Origin of the sequence: Lactobacillus sp. M0393 (assembly GCF_016102025.1) — a bacterium.
Classification (GTDB): Bacteria; Bacillota; Bacilli; order Lactobacillales; family Lactobacillaceae; genus Lactobacillus; species Lactobacillus melliventris.
On sequence record NZ_JACFPK010000003.1, the window covers coordinates 13653 to 34714 of the forward strand.

The 21062-nt window shown below is 35.8% G+C and carries 19 protein-coding genes; all 19 read right to left on the reverse strand.

What is annotated here, in order from left to right; genetic code table 11:
- Positions 1-88: 88 nt before the first annotated feature.
- The 19 genes from H3R29_RS02725 to H3R29_RS02815 all read right to left on the reverse strand — a co-directional run bounded on the left by H3R29_RS02725 (position 89) and on the right by H3R29_RS02815 (position 21049).
- Complete coding sequence (locus tag H3R29_RS02725; protein WP_198202522.1) at positions 89-922, reverse strand: PTS system mannose/fructose/sorbose family transporter subunit IID; 834 nt, start codon at positions 920-922, stop codon at positions 89-91.
- The gene (locus tag H3R29_RS02730) at positions 912-1724 is read right to left on the reverse strand and encodes a PTS sugar transporter subunit IIC (protein WP_198202523.1); all 813 of its coding nucleotides are present in this window, start codon (positions 1722-1724) and stop codon (positions 912-914) included. Before H3R29_RS02730 ends, H3R29_RS02725 begins: the two co-directional genes overlap by 11 nt.
- A 22-nt stretch (positions 1725-1746) precedes the next feature.
- Complete coding sequence (locus tag H3R29_RS02735; RefSeq protein WP_110446492.1) at positions 1747-2214, reverse strand: PTS sugar transporter subunit IIB; 468 nt, start codon at positions 2212-2214, stop codon at positions 1747-1749.
- 13 nt (positions 2215-2227) lie between these two features.
- Positions 2228-2647 (reverse strand): PTS sugar transporter subunit IIA, encoded by a 420-nt coding sequence (locus tag H3R29_RS02740; protein ID WP_046325429.1) that lies wholly within the window; start codon positions 2645-2647, stop codon positions 2228-2230.
- A 2-nt stretch (positions 2648-2649) separates the two neighbouring features.
- Complete coding sequence (locus tag H3R29_RS02745) at positions 2650-3720, reverse strand: SIS domain-containing protein (RefSeq protein WP_198202524.1); 1071 nt, start codon at positions 3718-3720, stop codon at positions 2650-2652.
- 66 nt (positions 3721-3786) lie between these two features.
- Positions 3787-4815 carry an SIS domain-containing protein gene (locus H3R29_RS02750; RefSeq protein ID WP_198202525.1) on the reverse strand — a complete coding sequence of 343 codons (1029 nt, stop codon included), beginning with the start codon at positions 4813-4815 and terminating at the stop codon, positions 3787-3789.
- A gap of 189 nt (positions 4816-5004) precedes the next feature.
- The gene (locus H3R29_RS02755; protein WP_198202526.1) at positions 5005-6609 is read right to left on the reverse strand and encodes an ABC transporter ATP-binding protein; all 1605 of its coding nucleotides are present in this window, start codon (positions 6607-6609) and stop codon (positions 5005-5007) included.
- Positions 6610-6699: 90 nt separating this feature from the next.
- Positions 6700-8289: an ABC transporter ATP-binding protein gene (locus tag H3R29_RS02760; RefSeq protein ID WP_198202527.1), complete on the reverse strand. Its 1590-nt coding sequence runs from the start codon at positions 8287-8289 to the stop codon at positions 6700-6702.
- Positions 8279-9880 carry an ABC transporter ATP-binding protein gene (locus tag H3R29_RS02765; RefSeq protein ID WP_198202528.1) on the reverse strand — a complete coding sequence of 534 codons (1602 nt, stop codon included), beginning with the start codon at positions 9878-9880 and terminating at the stop codon, positions 8279-8281. The genes H3R29_RS02760 and H3R29_RS02765 overlap by 11 nt, the downstream gene beginning before the upstream one ends.
- A 164-nt stretch (positions 9881-10044) precedes the next feature.
- Positions 10045-11016, reverse strand: coding sequence for a ribose-phosphate diphosphokinase (locus H3R29_RS02770; RefSeq protein WP_046325435.1), 972 nt, complete (start codon positions 11014-11016; stop codon positions 10045-10047).
- 236 nt (positions 11017-11252) lie between these two features.
- Positions 11253-12149 carry an N-acetylmuramic acid 6-phosphate etherase gene (gene murQ, locus H3R29_RS02775; protein ID WP_198202529.1) on the reverse strand — a complete coding sequence of 299 codons (897 nt, stop codon included), beginning with the start codon at positions 12147-12149 and terminating at the stop codon, positions 11253-11255.
- 39 nt (positions 12150-12188) lie between these two features.
- The gene (locus H3R29_RS02780; protein WP_198202530.1) at positions 12189-13625 is read right to left on the reverse strand and encodes a PTS transporter subunit EIIC; all 1437 of its coding nucleotides are present in this window, start codon (positions 13623-13625) and stop codon (positions 12189-12191) included.
- 13 nt (positions 13626-13638) lie between these two features.
- On the reverse strand, positions 13639-14532 hold the full coding sequence (locus H3R29_RS02785; RefSeq protein WP_198202531.1) for an esterase family protein: 894 nt from the start codon (positions 14530-14532) through the stop codon (positions 13639-13641).
- A 269-nt stretch (positions 14533-14801) separates the two neighbouring features.
- A complete protein-coding gene (locus H3R29_RS02790; RefSeq protein WP_198202532.1) occupies positions 14802-15857 on the reverse strand; it encodes a DUF871 domain-containing protein in 1056 nt (351 codons plus the stop codon).
- A gap of 124 nt (positions 15858-15981) precedes the next feature.
- Complete coding sequence (locus H3R29_RS02795) at positions 15982-17082, reverse strand: DUF871 domain-containing protein (protein ID WP_187156729.1); 1101 nt, start codon at positions 17080-17082, stop codon at positions 15982-15984.
- Positions 17083-17096: 14 nt separating this feature from the next.
- On the reverse strand, positions 17097-18461 hold the full coding sequence (locus H3R29_RS02800) for a PTS sugar transporter subunit IIC (protein WP_198202533.1): 1365 nt from the start codon (positions 18459-18461) through the stop codon (positions 17097-17099).
- 289 nt (positions 18462-18750) lie between these two features.
- Positions 18751-19149, reverse strand: coding sequence for a nuclear transport factor 2 family protein (locus tag H3R29_RS02805; protein WP_232352207.1), 399 nt, complete (start codon positions 19147-19149; stop codon positions 18751-18753).
- A 129-nt stretch (positions 19150-19278) separates the two neighbouring features.
- Entirely contained in the window at positions 19279-20031 is a 753-nt protein-coding gene (locus tag H3R29_RS02810) for a DeoR/GlpR family DNA-binding transcription regulator (protein WP_046325443.1), read from the reverse strand.
- 163 nt (positions 20032-20194) lie between these two features.
- Positions 20195-21049: a class II fructose-bisphosphate aldolase gene (locus H3R29_RS02815; RefSeq protein WP_046325444.1), complete on the reverse strand. Its 855-nt coding sequence runs from the start codon at positions 21047-21049 to the stop codon at positions 20195-20197.
- Between the last annotated feature and the right edge of the window lie 13 nt (positions 21050-21062).

The following is a 21062-nucleotide window of genomic DNA, read 5'->3' on the forward strand; positions in this document are numbered from 1 at the left end:
ATTCTGTCTTCTCTATTCATCAAGACAAAATAAAAGAAATGAGTTTAAATCTCATTTCTTTTTGTTGACTCTTAAATTAAATATAAAGCTAAACACCTAAAATATGGAAGTATGCACCAGCTACACTTACTATTAAGACAATCAACATAATTAACAATGGATTCATTTTCTTCTTAAGCATCCAGTACATCACACCAAATAGTGCTAAGACACCTAGTCCCGGGGCGATACCATCAAGTAGTCCTTGGATCGTCTGGGCGCCCTTACCGGAACCTATTTTTGTAATAAAGTTAATTTTTGACATGCTCATCGTCATGCCACCAACAACCATGATCCCCATGATTGAAGCATATTCCATAACCTTATCCATAATACCGGACTTCTTTAGTTTATCAATCACGTTTGAACCAAGACCATATCCTAAAAAAGTCATGACATATCTGATTATAAAATGTGGTACATCAAAAATTATCAAGAAAAGTAAAGGTCCCAATATATTTCCCTGCATTGCTAAGGAAGTACCAACACCAGTAGCTAGTATTCTTAAAGTTCCCCAGAAGAAAGCATCACCAACTCCTGATAAAGGACCCATCATAGCGAGTTTCACAGCCGAAATTGATTGCGTATCAAAATCTGGATCACTGGCATTTTGCTCTTCCATAGCAGCTCCAATGCCTTCTGGTAGAGTAATGATGTAAGGAGTTACGTTATAAACTTCAAGGTTTCGGGTTAATGCAGCCGCTAAATCTTCTTTTTTAGGATAAAGTTTCTTTAAAACTGGAATCATGGCAAAAGTATAGCCAACATTCATCATTCTTTCGTAGTTCCACAAATGTTCTGTTGGAATACTGCGCCAAAATACTTTTTGTAGATCCTTTTTAGTTATTTTGCCTTTATATTCAGGCTGTATTTTAAAACTCATCGAAACCATCTCCTTGTTCTTCTGTTGTTTGTCCTGTGGCGGGTTCAGTAGCTGTATCTTGACCTTTCTTATCATCTTTTCTTTCAACAAAGATGTACATTACAATGATGATTAAAGCAGCAAATAAAGCTACACCTGTTGTTGACAAGTTGCCGTAAGCAACCATGAAGAAACCAATGAAAAAGAACACAGCAACTTTCTTGTTCATTATCATTTGTGCTAACATGGCAAATCCTAATGCTGGCAGTAATCCTGAAGCAATAGTCATCCCCGTCGAGATAAATTTAGGCATATTGCTGAGTAAAGTAGTAACCGCATGTTGACCAAAGTAAAATGCTGTTGGTACGATAACTAAGCCCGGTAAGCTACCCGCATAACCGCCAAGGATCATATTACGAGCAATTGCTTTAGTATCAGCATCCTGGGCGTTTTTATCAATTCTGTGAACAAAGATCAACTTTATGGGTTGACCAATAGCGGTGTTTAAAGCTAAAACAATAGTAGCAATTGGAATACCTAATGTTAAAGCTGCAGCTGTATTTGCATGAGCTTGAATTGCCAAAGCAGTTCCTAAAATAGTTCCAGAAACCATGTCAGGCGGAACATAAGCACCAATGGAAACTGAACCTACCATGGCCAGTTCCATGGCACCACCCATAATAATACCGTCTTTTAAATCGCCCAATACAAGTCCTGTTAACATCCCCATAACTAATGGACGCTGAATTAAACTCGTACCAGTAAATGCATCACTATAGCCAATTAAAGCTACAATAAAAACTAATAGCGTTTTTAAAAACATTTAGAACATCTCCTTTACCGCTCTAAATTACGTTTTTGGCCTCAATCTTATTTTCTGTAGGTACCATTTGGATAAAGACATCAACCCCTTCATCAATTAATTCTTTAATTGTTCGTTTTTCGTCTTCATTAATATAAATACTCTTGCTAATCTTTTGTTTGCCGTCACCAAATGAGATGTTGCCCAAATTAACCGATTTAATCTTAAATTCACGAGCTAACTTAGCCGCTATTTCAACAGTTTCACAAATAATGAATAGACTGTAGCGATCGGTTTTGCCACTCTTGATGACATCAATTGCACCTTGTGTGTCCTTTACTACTACCTTGACACCACTGGGCTTAGCCAAAGCAAGCATTTGTAATCTTAACTTATCATTTTTCAAGGTGTCACTAACTAGCAAAAGTGCATCAGCCCCAAGAGTTCCTGTCCATGACACAGCGACTTGGCCATGCAATAGACGGTAATCAACTCTGATCATTTTAATCATTTAAAACATCCCCTTAGAAATCATCACTTAAACTACTCGTTTGTTTAGTGAGTGTTTGATTTACATACTGAATCCCATTTTTTGCTTCTGCAATTGTCTTTTGGATTGTTTCATCCAAGGTTTTTTCATTTGACAATAATAGTTGCACTATCATTGGTAAATTAACTCCCGAGATGATATGCAGATTCTGGTATTGATCTAACATTTTCCCTAATGTTGTATTAACGCTACCACCAAGGATATCTGTTAGCACAACAACAGGCTCAGAAGAATGTTTTGCTAAAAACTCAGCAATCATTTTTTGATAATCTAAATGTTCATCAGTATAAGCTGCTATAGCATGTAAATTTTTTTGCGGACCCATAATGAATTCCGCTGTCTTTTTCACGCCAACAGCCATCTCTTCATGCGTACATATCAATACTTGAACCATTTTTACTCCTTGTTATTTTGACTATAATTTTTAGTAGTAATTGCGTTCATAAATTTATCTGCCAATGGATGAGATTTTTCCGTACTCAGTGCGGGCATCATAGAGGCAACAATAACTTGGAAAAATGGTATTACAGCCATAGAACATAAATCTTTAATCACCGGCTTGGTAATATTAATAACATTTTGCTCTTTTGGTTCACTGCCAAACGTGATCAAGTATCTTCTTGAAGTTACTACAGCTAGTTTTTCATAAATACTAGAAATTCGTGAGCTATGTTGCAGATTATCAATTAAAAACACCGTGTATTTTGGACTTAACTGAATATCTGGTCCATGCATAAATTCTTCAACTTCATAATGCATCGTAGGAATTTTCAAAGTTTCTTGGAATTTAAGAGCAGCTTCTCTAGCAACACCCAGGTTCATATTATTACCGCAAATAAACGTTGGACCCATTTCAGCAAGCTCCAGAAAATGTTCATTGACAAAATCGACTCCCTTGTCTATTGTGCTAGACATAACATCGGCTAATTGGATAAATTCATCATTAGAGTTATGTTCACGATCTTGCTTAGAGGCAACTTCATTTGCAAAAAGTGCTAAATAAAGAATTAAGGTAGACAAACCAATAGTCACATAACCAACTGTTTCTACGCCTACACCGTAATCAATTACGTAATCAGCATTACCAGCAGCCTGACTATGAACATTACCTGTCAATAAAATAGTTTGGTGGCTTAACTTTTTCATGTAATTCATCGCATGCAGAATATTGGTAGAAGCCCCACTTTGAGATATAAAGAATACGAATGTTTTGTTAAAATTAATTGGTTCTATCAGTTCAAACAATTCAGGGGTTATTACCGATACAGGACATCCTAAACGTTTAACCATATATGGTTGTGCCATTTTTGCAGCATTCATAGATGATCCAGACGCAACTATGATAACGCTTACAAAATTTTGATCACAAAAAAGTTTTACTAATGGTGTAACTAAACTTTCTTTATCATTAATGTTTTCTTTAACTTTTTGTGGTGACGCTTTAACATAATCAAGCATTTCCATCATATTCACTTCCAAACTAAAAATTTGAATAAAAAGCGGGATACACAAGTATCCCGTCTTTTTATCATACTAATATTCGAATTGACGATAATATCTTCTGTAGTTTTTATTATGCTTTGTATAAACTTGGTAGTGATTTGTTAATCTGTCTGTTAATAGAGAGTTAACAATCCATGGAATAACCAAATGTCTAAACTTATCATCAACACTTAAACTATATTCTTTTGTATCAATTACGTAATGCTCGGCGCCAATCTTCTCACAGAAACGTTGTACGCGAACGTCTTGCTTTCTAAATTCGTCTTCACCTTCGACAATGAAAACTGGTACACCTTTTTCAACCAGTTCCAGAGTACCATGGAAGAATTTAGCACTAGTAATTGGGCGTGTTCTTACCCATTGCATTTCTTCAAGCAGACACTCAGCGAATAATTCAGTTTCACCCCACAAAGCTCCTGAACCGGTGAAAATAGTGTAAGGAGCCTTGTAACATTTATGAGCAATCTCATCAGCCTTTGGTTCGAATTTCTTTCTGATGTCCAGCAAATCCTTAAAGACATTTTTCAGTTGATCAGCAAACTGAGGGTAGTCTGGAAAATCACCATGTTTATAAAGCAAGCTGTAAACTAACATAGCTTCTGCCATATAGTAGTTTTGTCCAGAACCGGTTGAGCCATTTACTTCAATTACAGTTGGTGCCATTCCACCTAATTCACCGCTCTTTTTAGTAAACGCAATTAGTCTAATATTATCTTTTATCAACCACTGTGCAGCTTCAATAATCTCTGGGGTATTACCACTGTCACTTGCAGTAATAACAATTGTATCTTTAGTCAAATCACGTGGATGAACTGCATTTAAGTCCGCAGCATTAATCACTTTAACAGGTAAATCTGACATTCTATTGGCTGCATATGCAAACTGGTACAATTCAAACTCAGTTCCGCCTATTCCCATCAGATAGATATTTTTATATCCTTCTTGGGTTAGCTTATCAGCCAACTCTTCAATTTCTGACCTCTTGGAATAGACCATTTCGCCGTCTTTTAGATAGGCATCTGGGTTAAAATTAATTAGTTCTACTTTTTCTGTTTCCATTTTTTACCTCCCAAGTAAAAAAATAAGATAAACAAAATTGGATATTTAATAAGTCCGATTTCACTTTTAAGTGTACCAGTTTTTAAAAATAAATCAACACTTTTTTTAAATCGCTTTCAATTATTTTGGTAGAAAAAAACTAATCCAAAACTAGCTTTGAATTAGTCTTCTACTTATTAATTTCTTCTCTTAATTTTTACTTTTAGCTTTAACATTTTTAACTAAGTGAATTTCCCTGTCAAACATTTTTTTCATCTTATCACTAAAGTTGTGTGCAATGAAGATTACCGTAGCAGGAGTTGAAGTAACCTCGCGCAATATTTGCATTGTTGCTTCTTGATCAATGGCACTAGTCCCTTCATCGATTAAAATAATTTCACTCTGATGAACTAAAGCTCGTACCAGCACAATTTTCTGTCTTTGACCACCTGAAATATTCAATTTATTTAAATTAATTTTTTGGTTTAAGCCTTCATCAAATTTAGCAATATCACCTGCTAGTTGCACCTTCTCTACCAGCTGAGGTAGAGCACTTTTTAGTTTATCGGCAAACATTGTCATATTATCAGCAATGCTGACGGGGAAAAGTACTGGATCCTGCGGAATATAACCAATTTTACTCATATCGGGTGTAACCATGACTCCGTCTTTATTTTTAAAAGTGATTTGACCAGAACTCGGTTTAATTTGACCTAAAATCAGCTTAAATAATGTTGATTTACCGGCTCCAGAATCACCAGTTAATAGTATTTTTTCACCGGGTTTCACATTAACATCAGGAAAGAGCAAACTCTCACCGTTAGGAAATTTTAGGCTCAGATCATGCGTACTAATTGCAGCAGGCGTTGCTACCTTTTTGGTCTCTACTTTTTCTATCGGTGCAGCTGTTTTAGCAATTTCTTTGTTTAAAGATTCGGTTCCCTTTATTTGTCCATAGCGACTAACTATGATTTGAATACTTTGCCTTAAGTAGAAATTACAATTGCCTACTCCAGTAATTGCACCAAATGCTACTATTTTAGCTTGGAACAAATAACCCGTTAGTAAGAATAAAATTAATGAAAAAGAAACTGATACCAATCCATTAATTATACTTAGTAATTGCGTAACCCCATTTTGCTTGACATAAGCATCTTCTAGCTCTTTAGCTGCATCATTAGTTACTTTAAATAGTTTTCCTCCGGCAAAATAACGTTGTAGTTCTTCAAGGCCATTAAGCCACTTTTCTAAGCAATCGAGATATTGATTATTACTCTTTGATATCTTGGTCATTGAATTTTGTAGTGGCTTTTCTAATAATTTTGGTAACACTAACGAAATAGCCACCATCAAAATAATTGTGAGAAGTAAACTCCAGTGTAATGAAATAAGCAGAACAACTACAGATACTAAATTAATAACACCACCAATTAGGCCAAAAAATGGTGCAAAATAATTTTCTTGGCTCTGATTCAGGTCATTTGTTAATCGATTTTGAATCTGGGCAACAGAATGCTCTTTTTGATCCGCATAAAAGTGAGATACAGATCTTTTTCTGATATGAAAATTAAATTCCTCTTGTTGTTTTGATAGAAAGAACGCATGCAGTCCTTGTATTAAATATTGAAATAGGAAAGGCATAAATGAAATGACATTTATAATTAAAAACTGTTGAAATTTCTGTTGCTGAATTGCTGTGGTTAAAAGCATAATTAATTGTGTGGTTACAATTGGTAAAGTCCACTCTAAAACGGTAATCAAAATTAGTATCATGAAGCGTAAAGGGTTTTGTCTGTACAAGTCTTTGATTGTCATAGTGGTTTTTTCTCCTTTCTTTTAGTTTATTTTTATTATCTGGGTTAATTTTTTAATGTGAAAATACAATTTGAGTTGTAAATCACATTTTTATCTTGTTTGTTTAACTAGGTGAATTTCCCTATCAAAGAGTTGCTTCATTTGTGTATTAAAACTATGAGCAATAAAAATCACTGTGGCTGGTGTTGCTGTAACTTCCCGTAAGATTTGCATTGTTGCTTGCTGGTCAATAGCACTAGTTCCCTCATCGATTAAAATAATTTCACTTTGGTGAACTAATGCCCGCACCAGAACAATTTTCTGTCTTTGACCACCTGAAATATTCAATTTATTTAAATTAATTTTTTGGTTTAAGCCTTCATCAAATTTAGCAATATCACCTGCTAGTTGCACCTTCTCTACCAGCTGAGGTAGAGCACTTTTTAGTTTATCGGCAAACATTGTCATGTTATCGGCAATGCTTACTGGAAAAAGTACCGGATCTTGCGGAATATAACCAATTTTACTCATGTCGGGGTTAACTATATTACCATTTTTGTTTTTAAAAGTGATTTGACCAGAACTCGGTTTAATTTGACCTAAAATCAGCTTAAATAATGTTGATTTACCGGCTCCAGAATCACCGGTTAATAGTATTTTTTCACCGGGTTTCACATTAACATCAGGAAAGAGCAAACTCTCACCGTTAGGAAATTTTAGGCTCAGATCATGCGTACTAATTGCAGCAGGTGGCGCCACTTCTTTTATTTCCTTTGTTGTTACTGGCACGGCCGTTTGAGCAATTTTCTTGTTCAGAGCGCCCGAACCTTTCATTTGCCCATAAGAAGTTACTATAAACTGAATTCCTTGTTTCAAGTAGCTTAAGCAATTACCTACTGCGGTAATGACGCCAAACACTACTAATTTTTGCTGAAACAAATATCCGGCTAATAAAAATAAAATCAGTGAGAAAACCACAGACACTAAGCCGTTGATAACAGTTAATAATTGCATGACACCATTTTGCTTAACATTGGCATCTTCTAATTCTTTAGCTGCGCTACCTGTTACCCTAAATAGTTTTGCCCCACTAAAATAACGCTGTATTTCTGCAAGTCCATTTAGCCATTTTTCCAGACAATCGAGATATTTTTGGTTACTTTGAGAAATTCGAAGCATTGACTTTTGCAAGGGTTTCTCTAACAGCTTGGGTAAAAGTAAAGAAATTACCACCATTATTACAATAGTAACAAGCAAACTCCAATGCAATGAAATCAATAATATAACAGCAGAAACTATGATGACTACTCCGCCAATTAAACTAAAAAAAGGAGTAATATAATTTTGCTGACTTTGGACTACATCATTTGTTAGCCGATTTTGAACTTGTGCCACTGTGTGATCTTTTTGATCTTCATAAAAGTGATTAACAGTTTTCGCTCTGATGGCGATATTATATTGTTCTTCCTGACAAGACAAAAGGTAGTTTGTCAGACCTTGCATTAAATAATCTGCCATTACACATACAAAACTACATAAAATAGTAATTAAAAAGATTTTAAAATTGCCCTGTTGAATTGCCGTAGTTTCTATAATACTGAAAACTGTGCCAATAATTAGCAGAGCATAGAAACTAATATTGATTAATAGTAAAACAATAAAACGCAAAGGATTGGTCTTGTAAAATTCTTTAATTGTCATTTTTACTACCCAGCTTTTTGTTTGATTTTAAATGGATCTGATAATCAAACATACCTTTTAGTTCAGGACTAAAGTTATGTGCAATCATCAAAACTGTTTTATCAGTATCGAGCAAGTTACCAATAATTTCATTGGTAGTTTTACTGTCAATGGCGCTAGTTGCCTCATCAAGTAACAGAAATGGTTCTTCATGAATTTCAGCCCTGGCTAAAACCACTTTTTGTCTTTGCCCACCTGATAAATTGCCTTGATCTAAATCAACTGTTGTATTAATTTGTTTTGGAAACTTGGCTAAATCCGGCACTAACTGAACTCTTTGTGTAACTTCTTTTAGTTTGCCAGTCAATTTGCGGTTAAACATTGTAATATTATTAGCAATAGTATCAGGAAAAAGCGTTGCATCCTGCGCTACGTAACCAAGTTGTGCTTGTTGTGGTGATATTTTAGTTCCATCTTTAGTAGTAAAGTAGACCTCACCTGTTTCGGGTTTAAGTTGCCCCAATAAAACTTTGAATAAAGTCGATTTACCTGTACCTGAGTCACCTGAAAGTAAGACTTTATCGCCTTTATTAATAGTAAAATCAGGATAGGATATACTTTCACCATTTTGATATTGTACCTTCAAATTATGACATTCAACGCCATAAACAACTGTTCCAGGCTTCTTTTCAGGTATATCATTTGTCAAATTAGCTATTTCCTGACGCAACTTTTTGGTAGATCTCATCTGCGTCATTGCGCTAATAACTGACCAGAGACCATTAAAAATTGTCGAAGCGAAGCTGCCCGCTATAAACCAATCACCTAAGGTGATAATATGTGCAAAAAATAGCAGCCCACTCCATAAGCTTGCACCAATTTGACCAATAGCATTACCTAAGCCATTAATACTAATAGAAATTCCTTGGATTTTTCTTCTATTAACATTGGCTGCTGCCAGTTTTCTGCTATCTTGACCAAGTGCTCTGTCCAAGCGAGCGCCTGCACTATAACGACGCAATTCACTCAAACCAGAAAACCAATTTTCAATTGTATTTAAAAATTCGGCATTTTTCTTTGACGCTTCAGCTGTTGAGCTCGATAACTTTTTAGTCATTACTTTTGGTAATGTCAGCACAATGACAGCTGCTATGGCAACGAATAAAATTAATGACCAGTGAAGTGTAAGCAATGTACCTATTGCCATAATTATACTTAACAAATTAGTCCAGACCTGTATCCAGGGAGTGGCGTAATCATCAGTTAAAATTTTGAGATTGTTGTTCAACTGGTTTTGAATATTTGAAACTTTATAAGTATTTGACTGATAATAATGGCGCATGAGTTCTGCACGAATATTATGCAAGCATTCTTGAATTTGTTTATTAAATAAAAATGTTCCTACTGGTAAAAGCAAAACGGAAAAGATTGATATGACAAAATCAACAACCAGCCAAAACACAAATCTGTCCCAATGCCCCTTTGTTAAATCATTAATTGCATATTTAAAAAGATATGTTCCTAGTGTTCCACAAATGGCATAACCTAAGAAAACGAATAGAATAAACACACTACGGGGAATATTGGTTTTCAAAAGTTCTTTCAGTGACATAACCCTTTGATCCTTTCATTTTAAGTATGTTTTTATTAAACTTTAATTTTATTTCAAAATCAATAGAATTTTACTAAGAGGTTAATAAAGTAAACTAAGTGGTAATTCTTTCAAACTAAAAGATCTGCCTTATTTCAAGCAGATCTTCTATCTTTTTTAACCTATTAATGTTTATCTTTTTCATAGCGGGTGTTAAACAATGGACTAAGAGGCTCGTGTTTTTGAATACATTTAATTGCATCCCCAATAAGCGGGCCAACCGAAACTAGAAGAGTTTTTTCCAGTTTCTTTTCTACAGGTTGATTAATAGAGTCAGTTAGCACCAAATTTTTAATCGGAGAATCGTTTAACCTTTGAATAGCGGGTCCTGATAAAACCGCATGTGTAGCACTGGCATAAACTTCGGTAGCTCCAGCATCTATTAAAGCCTGAGCAGCAAGCGTGATAGTTCCTGCAGTATCAATCATGTCATCAATAATGATAGCGCGTTTACCTTTAACGTTACCAATAATATTCATTACTTCTGAAACATTGGCTCGTGGACGTCGTTTATCGACAATTGCAATTGGTGTCTTTAAAAACTCGGCTAACTTGCGGGCACGAGTTACACCACCATGGTCAGGTGAAACTACCACGGCATCTTTTTGCAAATTATTTCTTAAAAAGTAATCAGCAAGTAAAGGTGCACCCATTAAATTGTCAACTGGGATATCAAAGAATCCTTGAATTTGTGGGGCGTGAAGATCAAGTGACAAAACTCTAGTTGCACCAGCTTCTTGCAACATATCAGCTACTAGTTTAGCAGTGATTGGCTCACGGGGTCTTGTTTTACGATCTTGACGAGCATAACCATAGTAAGGAATTACAATATTAATCGTCTGTGCACTGGCACGGCGCACAGCGTCAATCATGATTAGCAACTCCATTAAGTTATCATTAACCGGCACACTGGTTGACTGAATTAAATATACATCTTTGCCCCGGACAGATTCATCAATATTAATTTGAATTTCGCCATCACTAAAGCGTTGAACGCTAGATTTACTTAGGGGCACCCCCACACGTTCCGCAATTTTTTGGGCCAGCGGAACGTTTGAATTAAGGGCAAACAACATCATATTGTCTTTATAAGACATAATTTCCTCCGTATTAAAATTGTTAACAACTTATTATTTTACCAAAAGTTGTCTGAAAAAGTTACTTCCTTTATTATTATTCAACTTTAGTTGGTGACATTCAAGCCCCGAATACTAGATTAATGAGCAAATAAGGACTTTTTAACAAAATAATTCATAATTTATCACAGAAAAACCTTTCAGTTGGTTTAAATCCCATCTGAAAGGTTAGCCAAAATTATTCGCAGCCAAACATTTTATTCTCCCCGTAATACACGGCTAACATTACCCTGACATTTTGTGAGCAACTCTTCAGCTGCATTTTTATCTTTTTTAGTTTTTGCCATTATTATCGCTAGGTCAACTTTGTTATCGGCTTTTTTTAAGTAAACTAACGCCTCCTCAGTGGTAATGCTTGTAGTCTCACTTATAATGCGACAGGCACGATCAACTAACTTCGCATTAGTCGGTTGCACATCAATCATCACATTTTGGTAAACTTTGCCTTGTTTGATCATTACACCGGTTGAAATCATATTTAAAATCATTTTTTGTGCTGTACCGGCTTTCATGCGTGTTGAACCTGTGACCACCTCAGGTCCAACTACTGCCTCAATTGCAATCTTGGCTGTTTGACCAATGACAGAGTTAGGCACACAAGCCACTGCAATGGTTAAGGCACCTTTTTTCTGGGCATATTGCAGTCCGCCAACAACATAAGGTGTCCTACCACTAGCAGCTAATCCAATAACCACGTCATTAGCAGCTATTTTTATCTTGTTTAAATCAGCACTGCCCATTTTTGCAGAATCTTCCGCCCCTTCTACGGCAGAAAACATTGCACCTTTACCACCGGCAATTAAGCCAACTGCTCTCTCCGGTTTAATACCATACGTAGGCACTAATTCTGCAGCGTCTAGCACGCCTAAACGGCCACTGGTGCCAGCACCCATATATATCAAACGGCCACCCAGTGCATATCTTTTTGCGGCTTCACCAATCGCAAGTGCAATTTGTTTTTCTTCAAGCGCAACAGCTTGAGCTACCTTTTGATCTTCTGCATTAATCGTTTTCACCATATCAAGTGTGGACATGGTATCAATGTGAGTCGTAGCTGGATTACGAGTTTCGGTCACTAAATTTTTTATTGCCATATTATTCCTAACTTACTTTTTAATTGACATAGTTAAATCTTATTCTGGAAATAGTTCATTAATGCGGCTTTGATCAACACCAAAGAACCAAGTACAAATGAAACCACCTAAATATGCGATTAACATGGCAATCACAAATTGTAACTGCTGTCCTGGTTGAATTATTAGTAAACCAAAAATTCCTGAAACTCCCTGAGAAACAGTCCCTAAATGAAAGAGTGAGGCTGCTATACCGCCAAAGCCGGCGCCTAAACACGCGGTAATAAACGACCTGCCTAATGGAAGTGTGACAGCATACATTAAAGGTTCGCCAACACCTAAAATCGCCACTGGAATTGAACTCATGACCAGTTTCTTAAACCGTTTGTTCTTACTCTTAAAGTATAAAGCAAGTCCAGCTCCAACTTGACCGCCACCGGCCATTGTTAAAATGGGTAATAAATAGTTGATCCCGTGAGTAGGTCCAGTAGGGTCATTCAACATAACATGGATAGGAGTTAGAGCTTGATGCAATCCAACAGAAACCAAACCTAAGAATGTTGAAGATAACAGATAGCCACCTATCCAGCTTAATTTGGTATATAAGAAATCTAGGACGACATAAATAATATTCGTTAGCCAATTTCCGACAGGCTGCAGGAAAACTACCGAAATCAAGCAGCAGAAAATCAGTGTCAAAATTGGAGTGAAAAATGTATCGAATATATTAGGCATCCATGTTCTAATCCATCTTTCCGTCAGTGCGATAAAAATACCCATAAATAAAGCGGTCAGTAAGCCACCGACACCCGTAACATAAGGTTTATTTGTGAAGGGCATAGAAATTGCAAGCGAAGCTAAAGGGAATGTTGGTAAACCTAGACTTAAACAGAAGATACCACCAATACCACCAAGGATTGGACTACCTTTAAATTCTTTGGCGGCGTACATCCCTACAAATACTGGTAAAAAGGCAAATAGACCCCAGCCAATCGTTTTAATAGCCATGTACCACCAGTCATTAGCAAATGCACTGCCAGTTTGGTAATCAATAACATTAGTAATACCATTTACCAGTCCTGCGGCAATAATACCTGGTAAGAGTGGTACAAAGACATTGGCAATATGATGTAACCCTCTTTGGAGTGGTTTGTCATGCTTAGCCTTTTGGGCAGCTTTATTTTCCTGCGCTTGTTTTTTCACCTCTGCTAAATCACTGTTACCATCTTCAGTAGTGAGGTTGATATCTGCTAAATTAGCCATTATTTGAGCTACTTTCGTAACTTTTCCGGGTCCTAAAACAATTTGCAGCGTTTCTGATTGTACAACTCCTAAAACACCAGCGACTTTTTTCAAAGCATCAATATTAACTAGTGAATTATCTTTGATAGTTAAGCGCAACCTTGTCATACAAGAAACAATTTCACTTATATTTGATTTACCACCGACTAATTCTAATATTTCTTGTGCTAAATCTTGATCAGATTTTTTTGTCATTTTGCTCACCTCACTAGTTCATTTCATCCAAAGCCCAATTATAGGCATTTGGTGCAGCTTTGGCCCAATAAGTCCAGTTGTGATTATCGCCACTGTCTTTAATATATTTAACGCTGATATTGTTACTTTGCAGTTTTTTCACAAAGCGGTTAACATCGATTACCGGTACAGTAGTATCTGATGAAGTGGTTTCGACAAAAAACTTGCTTTTGGCTGATTGATCACCCAGATAATTTGTCGGGAATAAAGACTGATAAACTTTATCCGACCAGCTCTTTTTTCCATCAGTAAACGCGTGCATGCTCATTTTAATAGGGTTAGTGTTAGGCAGGTTATACCACACTGAAGGTGAAATCAAAACTGCCTTACCAAACAAGTTAGGATATTTCAAAACAAATCTAGCTGCTCCATAGCCGCCCATTGAAATCCCACCAATTGCCGTATGATCAGGATCTGTTTTAGTTTTATAAAGTTTATTAATTGTCGGCACCATGTCGTGAACGATGGCATCTTCCATTGGCAAGCCGTCTTTTTGATTAACGTAAAAGCTGTTAAACCCATCTACAAAAACTACTATCATTTTCTTGTTCTTTCGGTGGACTAAACCATCCAAGATCTGTTGAGAATTAAACCTTTCAAGTAAGTTCCTGTGGTTGCCGTTTACACCGTGCAACATGTATAAGACAGGATATCTTTTATTGCCACTAGGGTCATAACCCGCTGGCAGATAGACATCATAATTCCAGTCCAAGTGCATTTTTTTGGAATACATCGTAGTAGTAACTACTTGACTCTGATTTGGCTTAACAGCAGGATTAGCTGCCTTCTTTTTACTGCCACAACCAGCTAAGAAGAAAACAATCGGAAGTAGCGTTAAAATGGCTAATCCGCATTTTTTAATTTTCATTTTCGACTCCTTTAATAAAATTACAGAAAAATAATTTTAAGTGAATATTTTTATGTCCTTCAATAAAATTTTTACTCAGAACAATGTCAGCACAAAGTAAGTATAGTATTAATTATACCAATTATCAATATTATAAACTTATTATCTAAATTTTAAGCCATAATTGTACTATACCAATTTTATGATTAATAGATTGCTTGACCAAATATTTTAGCTGGAAAAGCAAGGCATACCTGCTAGCAGGCTTTTTAAATTACATACAAATACCCCTAGTCTTTTTTCAGCTCCACAAAATGAATTTTCTGGCCTGCACCGATTAGATCTAAAAGGGGTAAGTCTTGAGGCACAACTTGTCCCAAAACGTTAACTCTCTCATCGGCAGGCAAATCACGCTTAGTTATTTGTAATTCACCCTGATAACGCAGATATAATTTATTATCACAGGTAATGGTTCCCTTAGGACGTGAACTTACTGTTGTCTGTGGATCTGTGTTAAAAAATTGGCGGCTACGCCCCTCCGTCAACCTAATCACGTCACGTGCCACATCTGGACGATTATGCCATTCATAATTGAACAATTCAGGCAAGTTTTCATTAACATGAAGTGTAATTATTTTCTTTTTAGTATAATTTTTAAAACAGTTAATCATGTCTGGAGTTAAAGAGGGATCCCCGATAAAAATATGGTCGCAACCAAGCTGTTTTAATTCCAATGTGGCAGCTAAAGGATTCTCACCCCTTTGTTTTTCAAGAGTTGGCAGTCCAGCATGAATAGGTCCACGCAGAACATCATCGCCCGCAACAAACGCCATAGTTTCCAAATTCATTTGGTGTAACCAATTATTTTTTTGTTCCAACCAATTTGCATCTAAGCCGGTTTCCGGACGAGGATAAAAGTTATGCCAAGCTTGTAAATTTTCAAAACTGGCGCCGTGTTCTCGTAAAGCTGTGATGTCATCTTTATTTATAGTGCTGGCATTCAAAGCAATTGGCATTTTCTGCGAAAGTTTAGCTATAGTAGCTGCGGATACACCGTCATCTACTCTTAGTCCAGTTAATCCCAGACTTTCAACCAGCTTTTCGTTATCTAGTGCAATACCTAGTTGCTCTAATCCCTTCTCAGAAACGTCAGCAATGATATCTGTTTCTAAATTCTGGCACCACTTGGTTAATTCAGCTAATCTTTTCAAAACAACTTTTTGATCATCTTCTGGTATGTGCAATGAAGTAAAAACAGTAGTTAAACCAGCATTACGCATCGCTAGCAAATAATTATAGTCATCAGCCGTAAAATCGCGGTTGAGATACATTGAAAAACCTAGCATAGTATTCTAATTCTCTTCCTTTATATGAAATCACTTACATGTACAATTATACTATTTTATTCTTAAAAAATTGCACAATAAAAAGCCATGAGCAATTGCTCATGGCTTTAATAATTAAATTAACTTAGTTAGATTCTCGTAATATAAATGTACTCCAAGGCGCAATGCCTTTCAACAAGTCCAAATCATCTGGACAGATATGACCAACAAGATTACGTCTGCCGTCATTTGCAAATGGAGTTAAAACAATTTGTAATTCTCCCTTGTAGCGTGGATATTTATCATTGACAACAACTATATCTCCTCTTTCAAAAGAGGCTTTATCGTTATTATGTGCAGGAATATCTTCTTTAGCATAAACGACACGGGGTTGGGTATCACGCAACAAAAATTCCGAAGCATCACCGCGATACAAATGCGGCTTTTTAAGACAAATTGTCTTCTCAATTGGCAAAATATCTTGTTCAAATTCACTTCCTAGAACAGGAAATGGACTGTTAAAAGCTTTTGCAGCAGCAGCTAGTTCATCTTCGCTGGCAAACGCATTGCCAAAAATAATATCATCAATTTTCTTACTCAAGCGCAAATGTGTTACTTGACTAAAAATATCTCTTTGACGATCGCTTTCCATTGTTGGTAAACCTTCATGAACAGGCCACGGACCGAATTGAGCATTTTTAGATGAAATAAACGCAGCAGTATGTAAACCATAGTCACGATACTTTTGTGAATATTCATTAAAAATTTTCTCACTTAATCCCGTGTATTCTTGAGGATAAAAGTTATGACAACCAATCAAATTATCAACTTCAGGGTCATAAGCCATAATACTATCCAAATAATTAGTACCACGACTCATATTAAGTTCTATTTTTAACCCATATTGATTATGAGTCATGGCGGCTTCTTCCATACCGCTGAAGCCTTCATCCAATCTTAAGCCCCAAACGCCTAAGTCATGGAAAAAGACTAAATCATTATAGTCAATTTTTAATTCTTTAAATAAAACGGGATTAATATCAACTACGGTTTTAAACCCTAAATCGTTTGCATAAGCAACGTCTTTTTTTAACTTGGCAAGTAAATCTTCACCGCTGGCACTCTTTAATTGCAAGAGTGAAGAAAAAATTCTGCTGTAGCCATACTTGTGAGCTAAATCCATATATCCTTTATCCTGCTCAAATGTACTTTGTTCGGGATAAAGGGAAATACCTAACTGTTTCATAAAATTATTGCTCCTTAAACTTTATTAACTTTTTCAGGATCCATGTTATTAGATGCAATAACGAATGGTACATAGATTAGGAAGCCAACAACCATATTAACAATTTGTAAGATAACTGAACGCCAGTCAATCGTAGCGATTATTGCGTTAAGGAATGGCGGCATTGCCCAAGTAGTCTGTACTGCAACCGGACTTACCCAGCCGAGACTCAGAACACCGTAGGCAATTGATACCATAACTAATGGAGCAAGAATGAATGGAATAATGTAAATTGGGTTCAAAACAATTGGCATACCAAACATCATTGGCTCGTTAATGTTGAAGATTCCAGGTACAAGAGAAACCTTAGCAACAGCACGTTCATCTTCACGTTTTGAAAAGGCAAGAACAGCCAGAATAAGTAACAGTGTTGAACCTGCACCACCAATCCAAACGTAAAGGTCGAAGTCGCTTCTAGTCCACATATATGGTAAAGCTTTTTGCATCTTGTGGGCATTAACGTTAGCGATTAATGCTGTTGTCCAAATACTTTCAGTAACTGGAGCAAGAACATTGGTACCATGAATACCAAAGAACCAGAACAGTTGTACTAAGAATACAATTAATAATAATGAACCATAGCCTTGACCCATCTTCATTAATGGCTCTTGAATTGTTTGAGCAATTAGGTCAATAACCGTAGTGTTCTTTAAACTAAATAGATAATCAATAATACCGACAACGAACAAACCAGCAGTTGCTGGAATAATACCAGTAAAGGCATTAGAAACTGCAGGTGGAACACTTTCAGGCATCTTAATAGTAATATGTCTCTTAACTAAAGCAATATAAACTGAAACTGAAATGGCACCCATAATCATTATGGTAAAGAAGCCATAAGCACCAAAGTACTTGTTAAAGTTAAACCAGCCCCAGGCACTGACATTTTTACCGACAACAGCTGTACCGGCATCAGTTAGGGTCTTTATATCACCTTTAGTAAGAGCATTTTTCAAATCAACTGAAAAGCTCTGAGGCAAGCTCATAATAAATGTGCCTAGTGTAAGAAGACCACCCGCAATTGGTTCAACTTTATACTGCACACACATCTGATAACCAAAGGTAAAGGCAAACAGCAAACCCAAAATAGCAGTTGATCCTGTCCAGACCATTGCATTGATACTGATCAGCCATTGCATTGAGTTAACAACACCCATCCAGCCTAAGTTGGTGGGAACGTCTCTAAAAATGGCATTCAATACACTAGCAACAGAACCAGCTAACATTATTGGCATTATCGAAATAAAGGCATCACGTAAAGCTACAAGCCAACGAATTGAACCAATCTTGGCTGCAACAGGTACTAGATGCTTGTTTAGCCAATTAATTATAGCATTCATAATATTTCCTCCTACTAATATTTCACTACAATTGTATTATAGCACATTAAATGGAAACGTTTTACTATAAATCGGTGAAAAATGTTGTGGCAGTAAGGCTTAGAGCTTTGGTATAAACCAAATTAGTCTTGTATTTCAATATATTTATAGCTTTTGAATATAAATGGTATATACCATATTTTTCTTCAAAAAATTTTTAACTTTTTTCTTTATGCAATTAAAAAAGAAATTATTAAATTTATATTGTATCCAACCATGAGCTTCATATATCATGTTCACAAATTCTTAGTTACACCTTGTCCTTGTATGGTCGGTATGTCTCATGTTTGGTTGAATATTCCACTATACTTTTTATCTTGTTATCAGAAAAAGCTATTAGAGAAACACCGTCAAAACAATATTCTTGCTTTTCTTTAGCATCAAAAAACCAAGTAACTACAAACTGGTTAGAGGAAGTATAAGCCATGCTCAAAATATCCCATTTTAAAACTGTCTGCTCTTTAGACTTTGAATTGATATAGGCTTTTAGCTCATTTAATCCCTCATAAGTAGCACCATAACATTCACGGTAATAGACATCTTGGCTAAACCAGTTATCAAGTCTACTAAAATCGCTTTCTAGCCATGAATTAAAATATTCTCTAATAATCTTTTCCTCAGCGAAAAGTTGCTCAGTTGTGTGCATCATTTTGCCTCCTGCCAGTTTTCATTTTGGCTTTTAGAATCTATCAATATTATAAGCTTAAAGTCAAACAGCTATATATATAGTTTATTAGAGTAGAAAAAGCAATTTATCAAAGAATTGCTTTATAGCGAACTATTTGGGATAAATAAGTTTAATATTCTTTTGTTTAAAGTACTCTAACCATTCTACACTTGGTTTTTTATCTGTAATCACATTACTTAATTTTGAAGCATCAATCAAATGAACGAAACCTTTTTTATCAAACTTCGTTGAATCCACTAGCAAATAAACTTCACTTGCTTGTTTAATCATTATTTTTTTGATTATAGCTTCAGAATCAGTTGAGTCTGTTACCCCTTGCTCCATATCTAAACCTTTACAGCTAATTAAGGCTACATCGACATTATAGTTTTGCAAAGTCCGCTCAGCTATTGCACCATGAAAAGAAATACTGTGTCGATCTAATATTCCTCCTGAGCAAATAAAGTTTGCACTCCCGGTATATAGCTGCCTTGGAACCTCGGCGGAATTAGAAACTACAGTTAAATCAGAGTCACGTAAATATTTCACTGCATTAACAACAGTAGTACTTGAATCAGCAAAAATGCTATTACAATTAACTAAAAGTGGTATCACTTGCAGAGCAATTTTATCCTTACCATCTTTATTCTTAGATAAACGCCGATAAAATGGAACTGCAAAATCAACCTTTGCTTCATTAAGTACCGCTCCTCCGTAAGTACGATTAATGAAGCCCTCAGATTCTAATTGGTTTAAATCCCTTCTAATAGTCTGATTGGTAACATTAAACTTATCACTTAATTCTGAAATATTCACAGTGTGATTGTTCATTAATTCTTTTTTTATAAGTTCTATTCGTTCCATATTAGTTCCCACTTCCGCCGTTCTATAAGACTATTCTAGCAAATGTTTAATTCATATAATATGAAATTGTTCCACATTTTTTTAAAAGACAAAATAAGACCAAGTTTTTCAACCTGGTCTATTTTATATAATTCTGACAATAAAATAAATTTTAAAATATAACTTAATAGTTTTCCAGCCTTAAGTCAGCTTTATTTTGAGAGCCCAGAACATGAATCTTATGAACTGCTTCATCTTTTATAGCTTCACGTACATACTTTTGAACTTCTAGATAAAGTTGGTCACTATGAGCGTTAGCAGCTTTCATTGCAGCAATACCCAGATCAGTATGAATGTTAACTTTACAAATTCCCATTGATACAGCTTTAGATACCTGTTCATCAGGAATTCCAGAAGCGCCGTGTAAAACCAATGGTACAGGAACTGCTTTAGCTACTTTTTCCAAAACCTCAAAATTAAGATGAGGAGTTGAAGTATAGACACCGTGTACCTGACCAATAGCTACAGCTAATGAGTCACAATGAGTTTTATCCACAAATTCTTTAGCTACTGAAGGATCGGTATACTGATAATCTTCCATTGCTTTTTCATACTTATTAGGATCAGCTACGTGACCAAGTTCAGCTTCGACACCAACATTTAATGGATGAAAGTAATCTACTACTTTTTTAGTTTCAGCAATATTTTCTTCAAATGGTAATTTCGAAGCATCCCTCATGACAGAATTCATTCCGTAATCATAACCATTTTTTACAATATCAAAACTGCGACCGTGATCCCAGTGAGTTATTACAGGCAGTGTGGAATGTTTAGCCATTGAAACCATCATTCCAGCATATTCCTCAAATATTGTATTGTGAATAAAACCAGTACCAAAGGATATAATCACCGGAGAGTTTTCTTGTTCACTGGCATCCATGACCCCTTCAAGCATTTCGACATTCCAAACGTTAAAATGTGGAATAGCAAAATGATGTTTCTGTGCAATTTTTTCCCAATATCTAATATCTGCTAACATACTAAATTATCTC

Excerpts from the sequence above, each read along its gene's own strand:
- H3R29_RS02725 (WP_198202522.1), bottom strand. The coding sequence starts at position 922 with ATGAGTTTTAAAATACAGCCTGAATATAAAGGCAAAATAACTAAAAAG.
- H3R29_RS02730 (WP_198202523.1), bottom strand. The coding sequence starts at position 1,724 with ATGTTTTTAAAAACGCTATTAGTTTTTATTGTAGCTTTAATTGGCTAT.
- H3R29_RS02735 (WP_110446492.1), bottom strand. The coding sequence starts at position 2,214 with ATGATTAAAATGATCAGAGTTGATTACCGTCTATTGCATGGCCAAGTC.
- H3R29_RS02740 (WP_046325429.1), bottom strand. The coding sequence starts at position 2,647 with ATGGTTCAAGTATTGATATGTACGCATGAAGAGATGGCTGTTGGCGTG.
- H3R29_RS02745 (WP_198202524.1), bottom strand. The coding sequence starts at position 3,720 with ATGATGGAAATGCTTGATTATGTTAAAGCGTCACCACAAAAAGTTAAA.
- H3R29_RS02750 (WP_198202525.1), bottom strand. The coding sequence starts at position 4,815 with ATGGAAACAGAAAAAGTAGAACTAATTAATTTTAACCCAGATGCCTAT.
- H3R29_RS02755 (WP_198202526.1), bottom strand. The coding sequence starts at position 6,609 with ATGACAATCAAAGACTTGTACAGACAAAACCCTTTACGCTTCATGATA.
- H3R29_RS02760 (WP_198202527.1), bottom strand. The coding sequence starts at position 8,289 with ATGACAATTAAAGAATTTTACAAGACCAATCCTTTGCGTTTTATTGTT.
- H3R29_RS02765 (WP_198202528.1), bottom strand. The coding sequence starts at position 9,880 with ATGTCACTGAAAGAACTTTTGAAAACCAATATTCCCCGTAGTGTGTTT.
- H3R29_RS02770 (WP_046325435.1), bottom strand. The coding sequence starts at position 11,016 with ATGTCTTATAAAGACAATATGATGTTGTTTGCCCTTAATTCAAACGTT.
- murQ (WP_198202529.1), bottom strand. The coding sequence starts at position 12,149 with ATGGCAATAAAAAATTTAGTGACCGAAACTCGTAATCCAGCTACGACT.
- H3R29_RS02780 (WP_198202530.1), bottom strand. The coding sequence starts at position 13,625 with ATGACAAAAAAATCTGATCAAGATTTAGCACAAGAAATATTAGAATTA.
- H3R29_RS02785 (WP_198202531.1), bottom strand. The coding sequence starts at position 14,532 with ATGAAAATTAAAAAATGCGGATTAGCCATTTTAACGCTACTTCCGATT.
- H3R29_RS02790 (WP_198202532.1), bottom strand. The coding sequence starts at position 15,857 with ATGCTAGGTTTTTCAATGTATCTCAACCGCGATTTTACGGCTGATGAC.
- H3R29_RS02795 (WP_187156729.1), bottom strand. The coding sequence starts at position 17,082 with ATGAAACAGTTAGGTATTTCCCTTTATCCCGAACAAAGTACATTTGAG.
- H3R29_RS02800 (WP_198202533.1), bottom strand. The coding sequence starts at position 18,461 with ATGAATGCTATAATTAATTGGCTAAACAAGCATCTAGTACCTGTTGCA.
- H3R29_RS02805 (WP_232352207.1), bottom strand. The coding sequence starts at position 19,149 with ATGATGCACACAACTGAGCAACTTTTCGCTGAGGAAAAGATTATTAGA.
- H3R29_RS02810 (WP_046325443.1), bottom strand. The coding sequence starts at position 20,031 with ATGGAACGAATAGAACTTATAAAAAAAGAATTAATGAACAATCACACT.
- H3R29_RS02815 (WP_046325444.1), bottom strand. The coding sequence starts at position 21,049 with ATGTTAGCAGATATTAGATATTGGGAAAAAATTGCACAGAAACATCAT.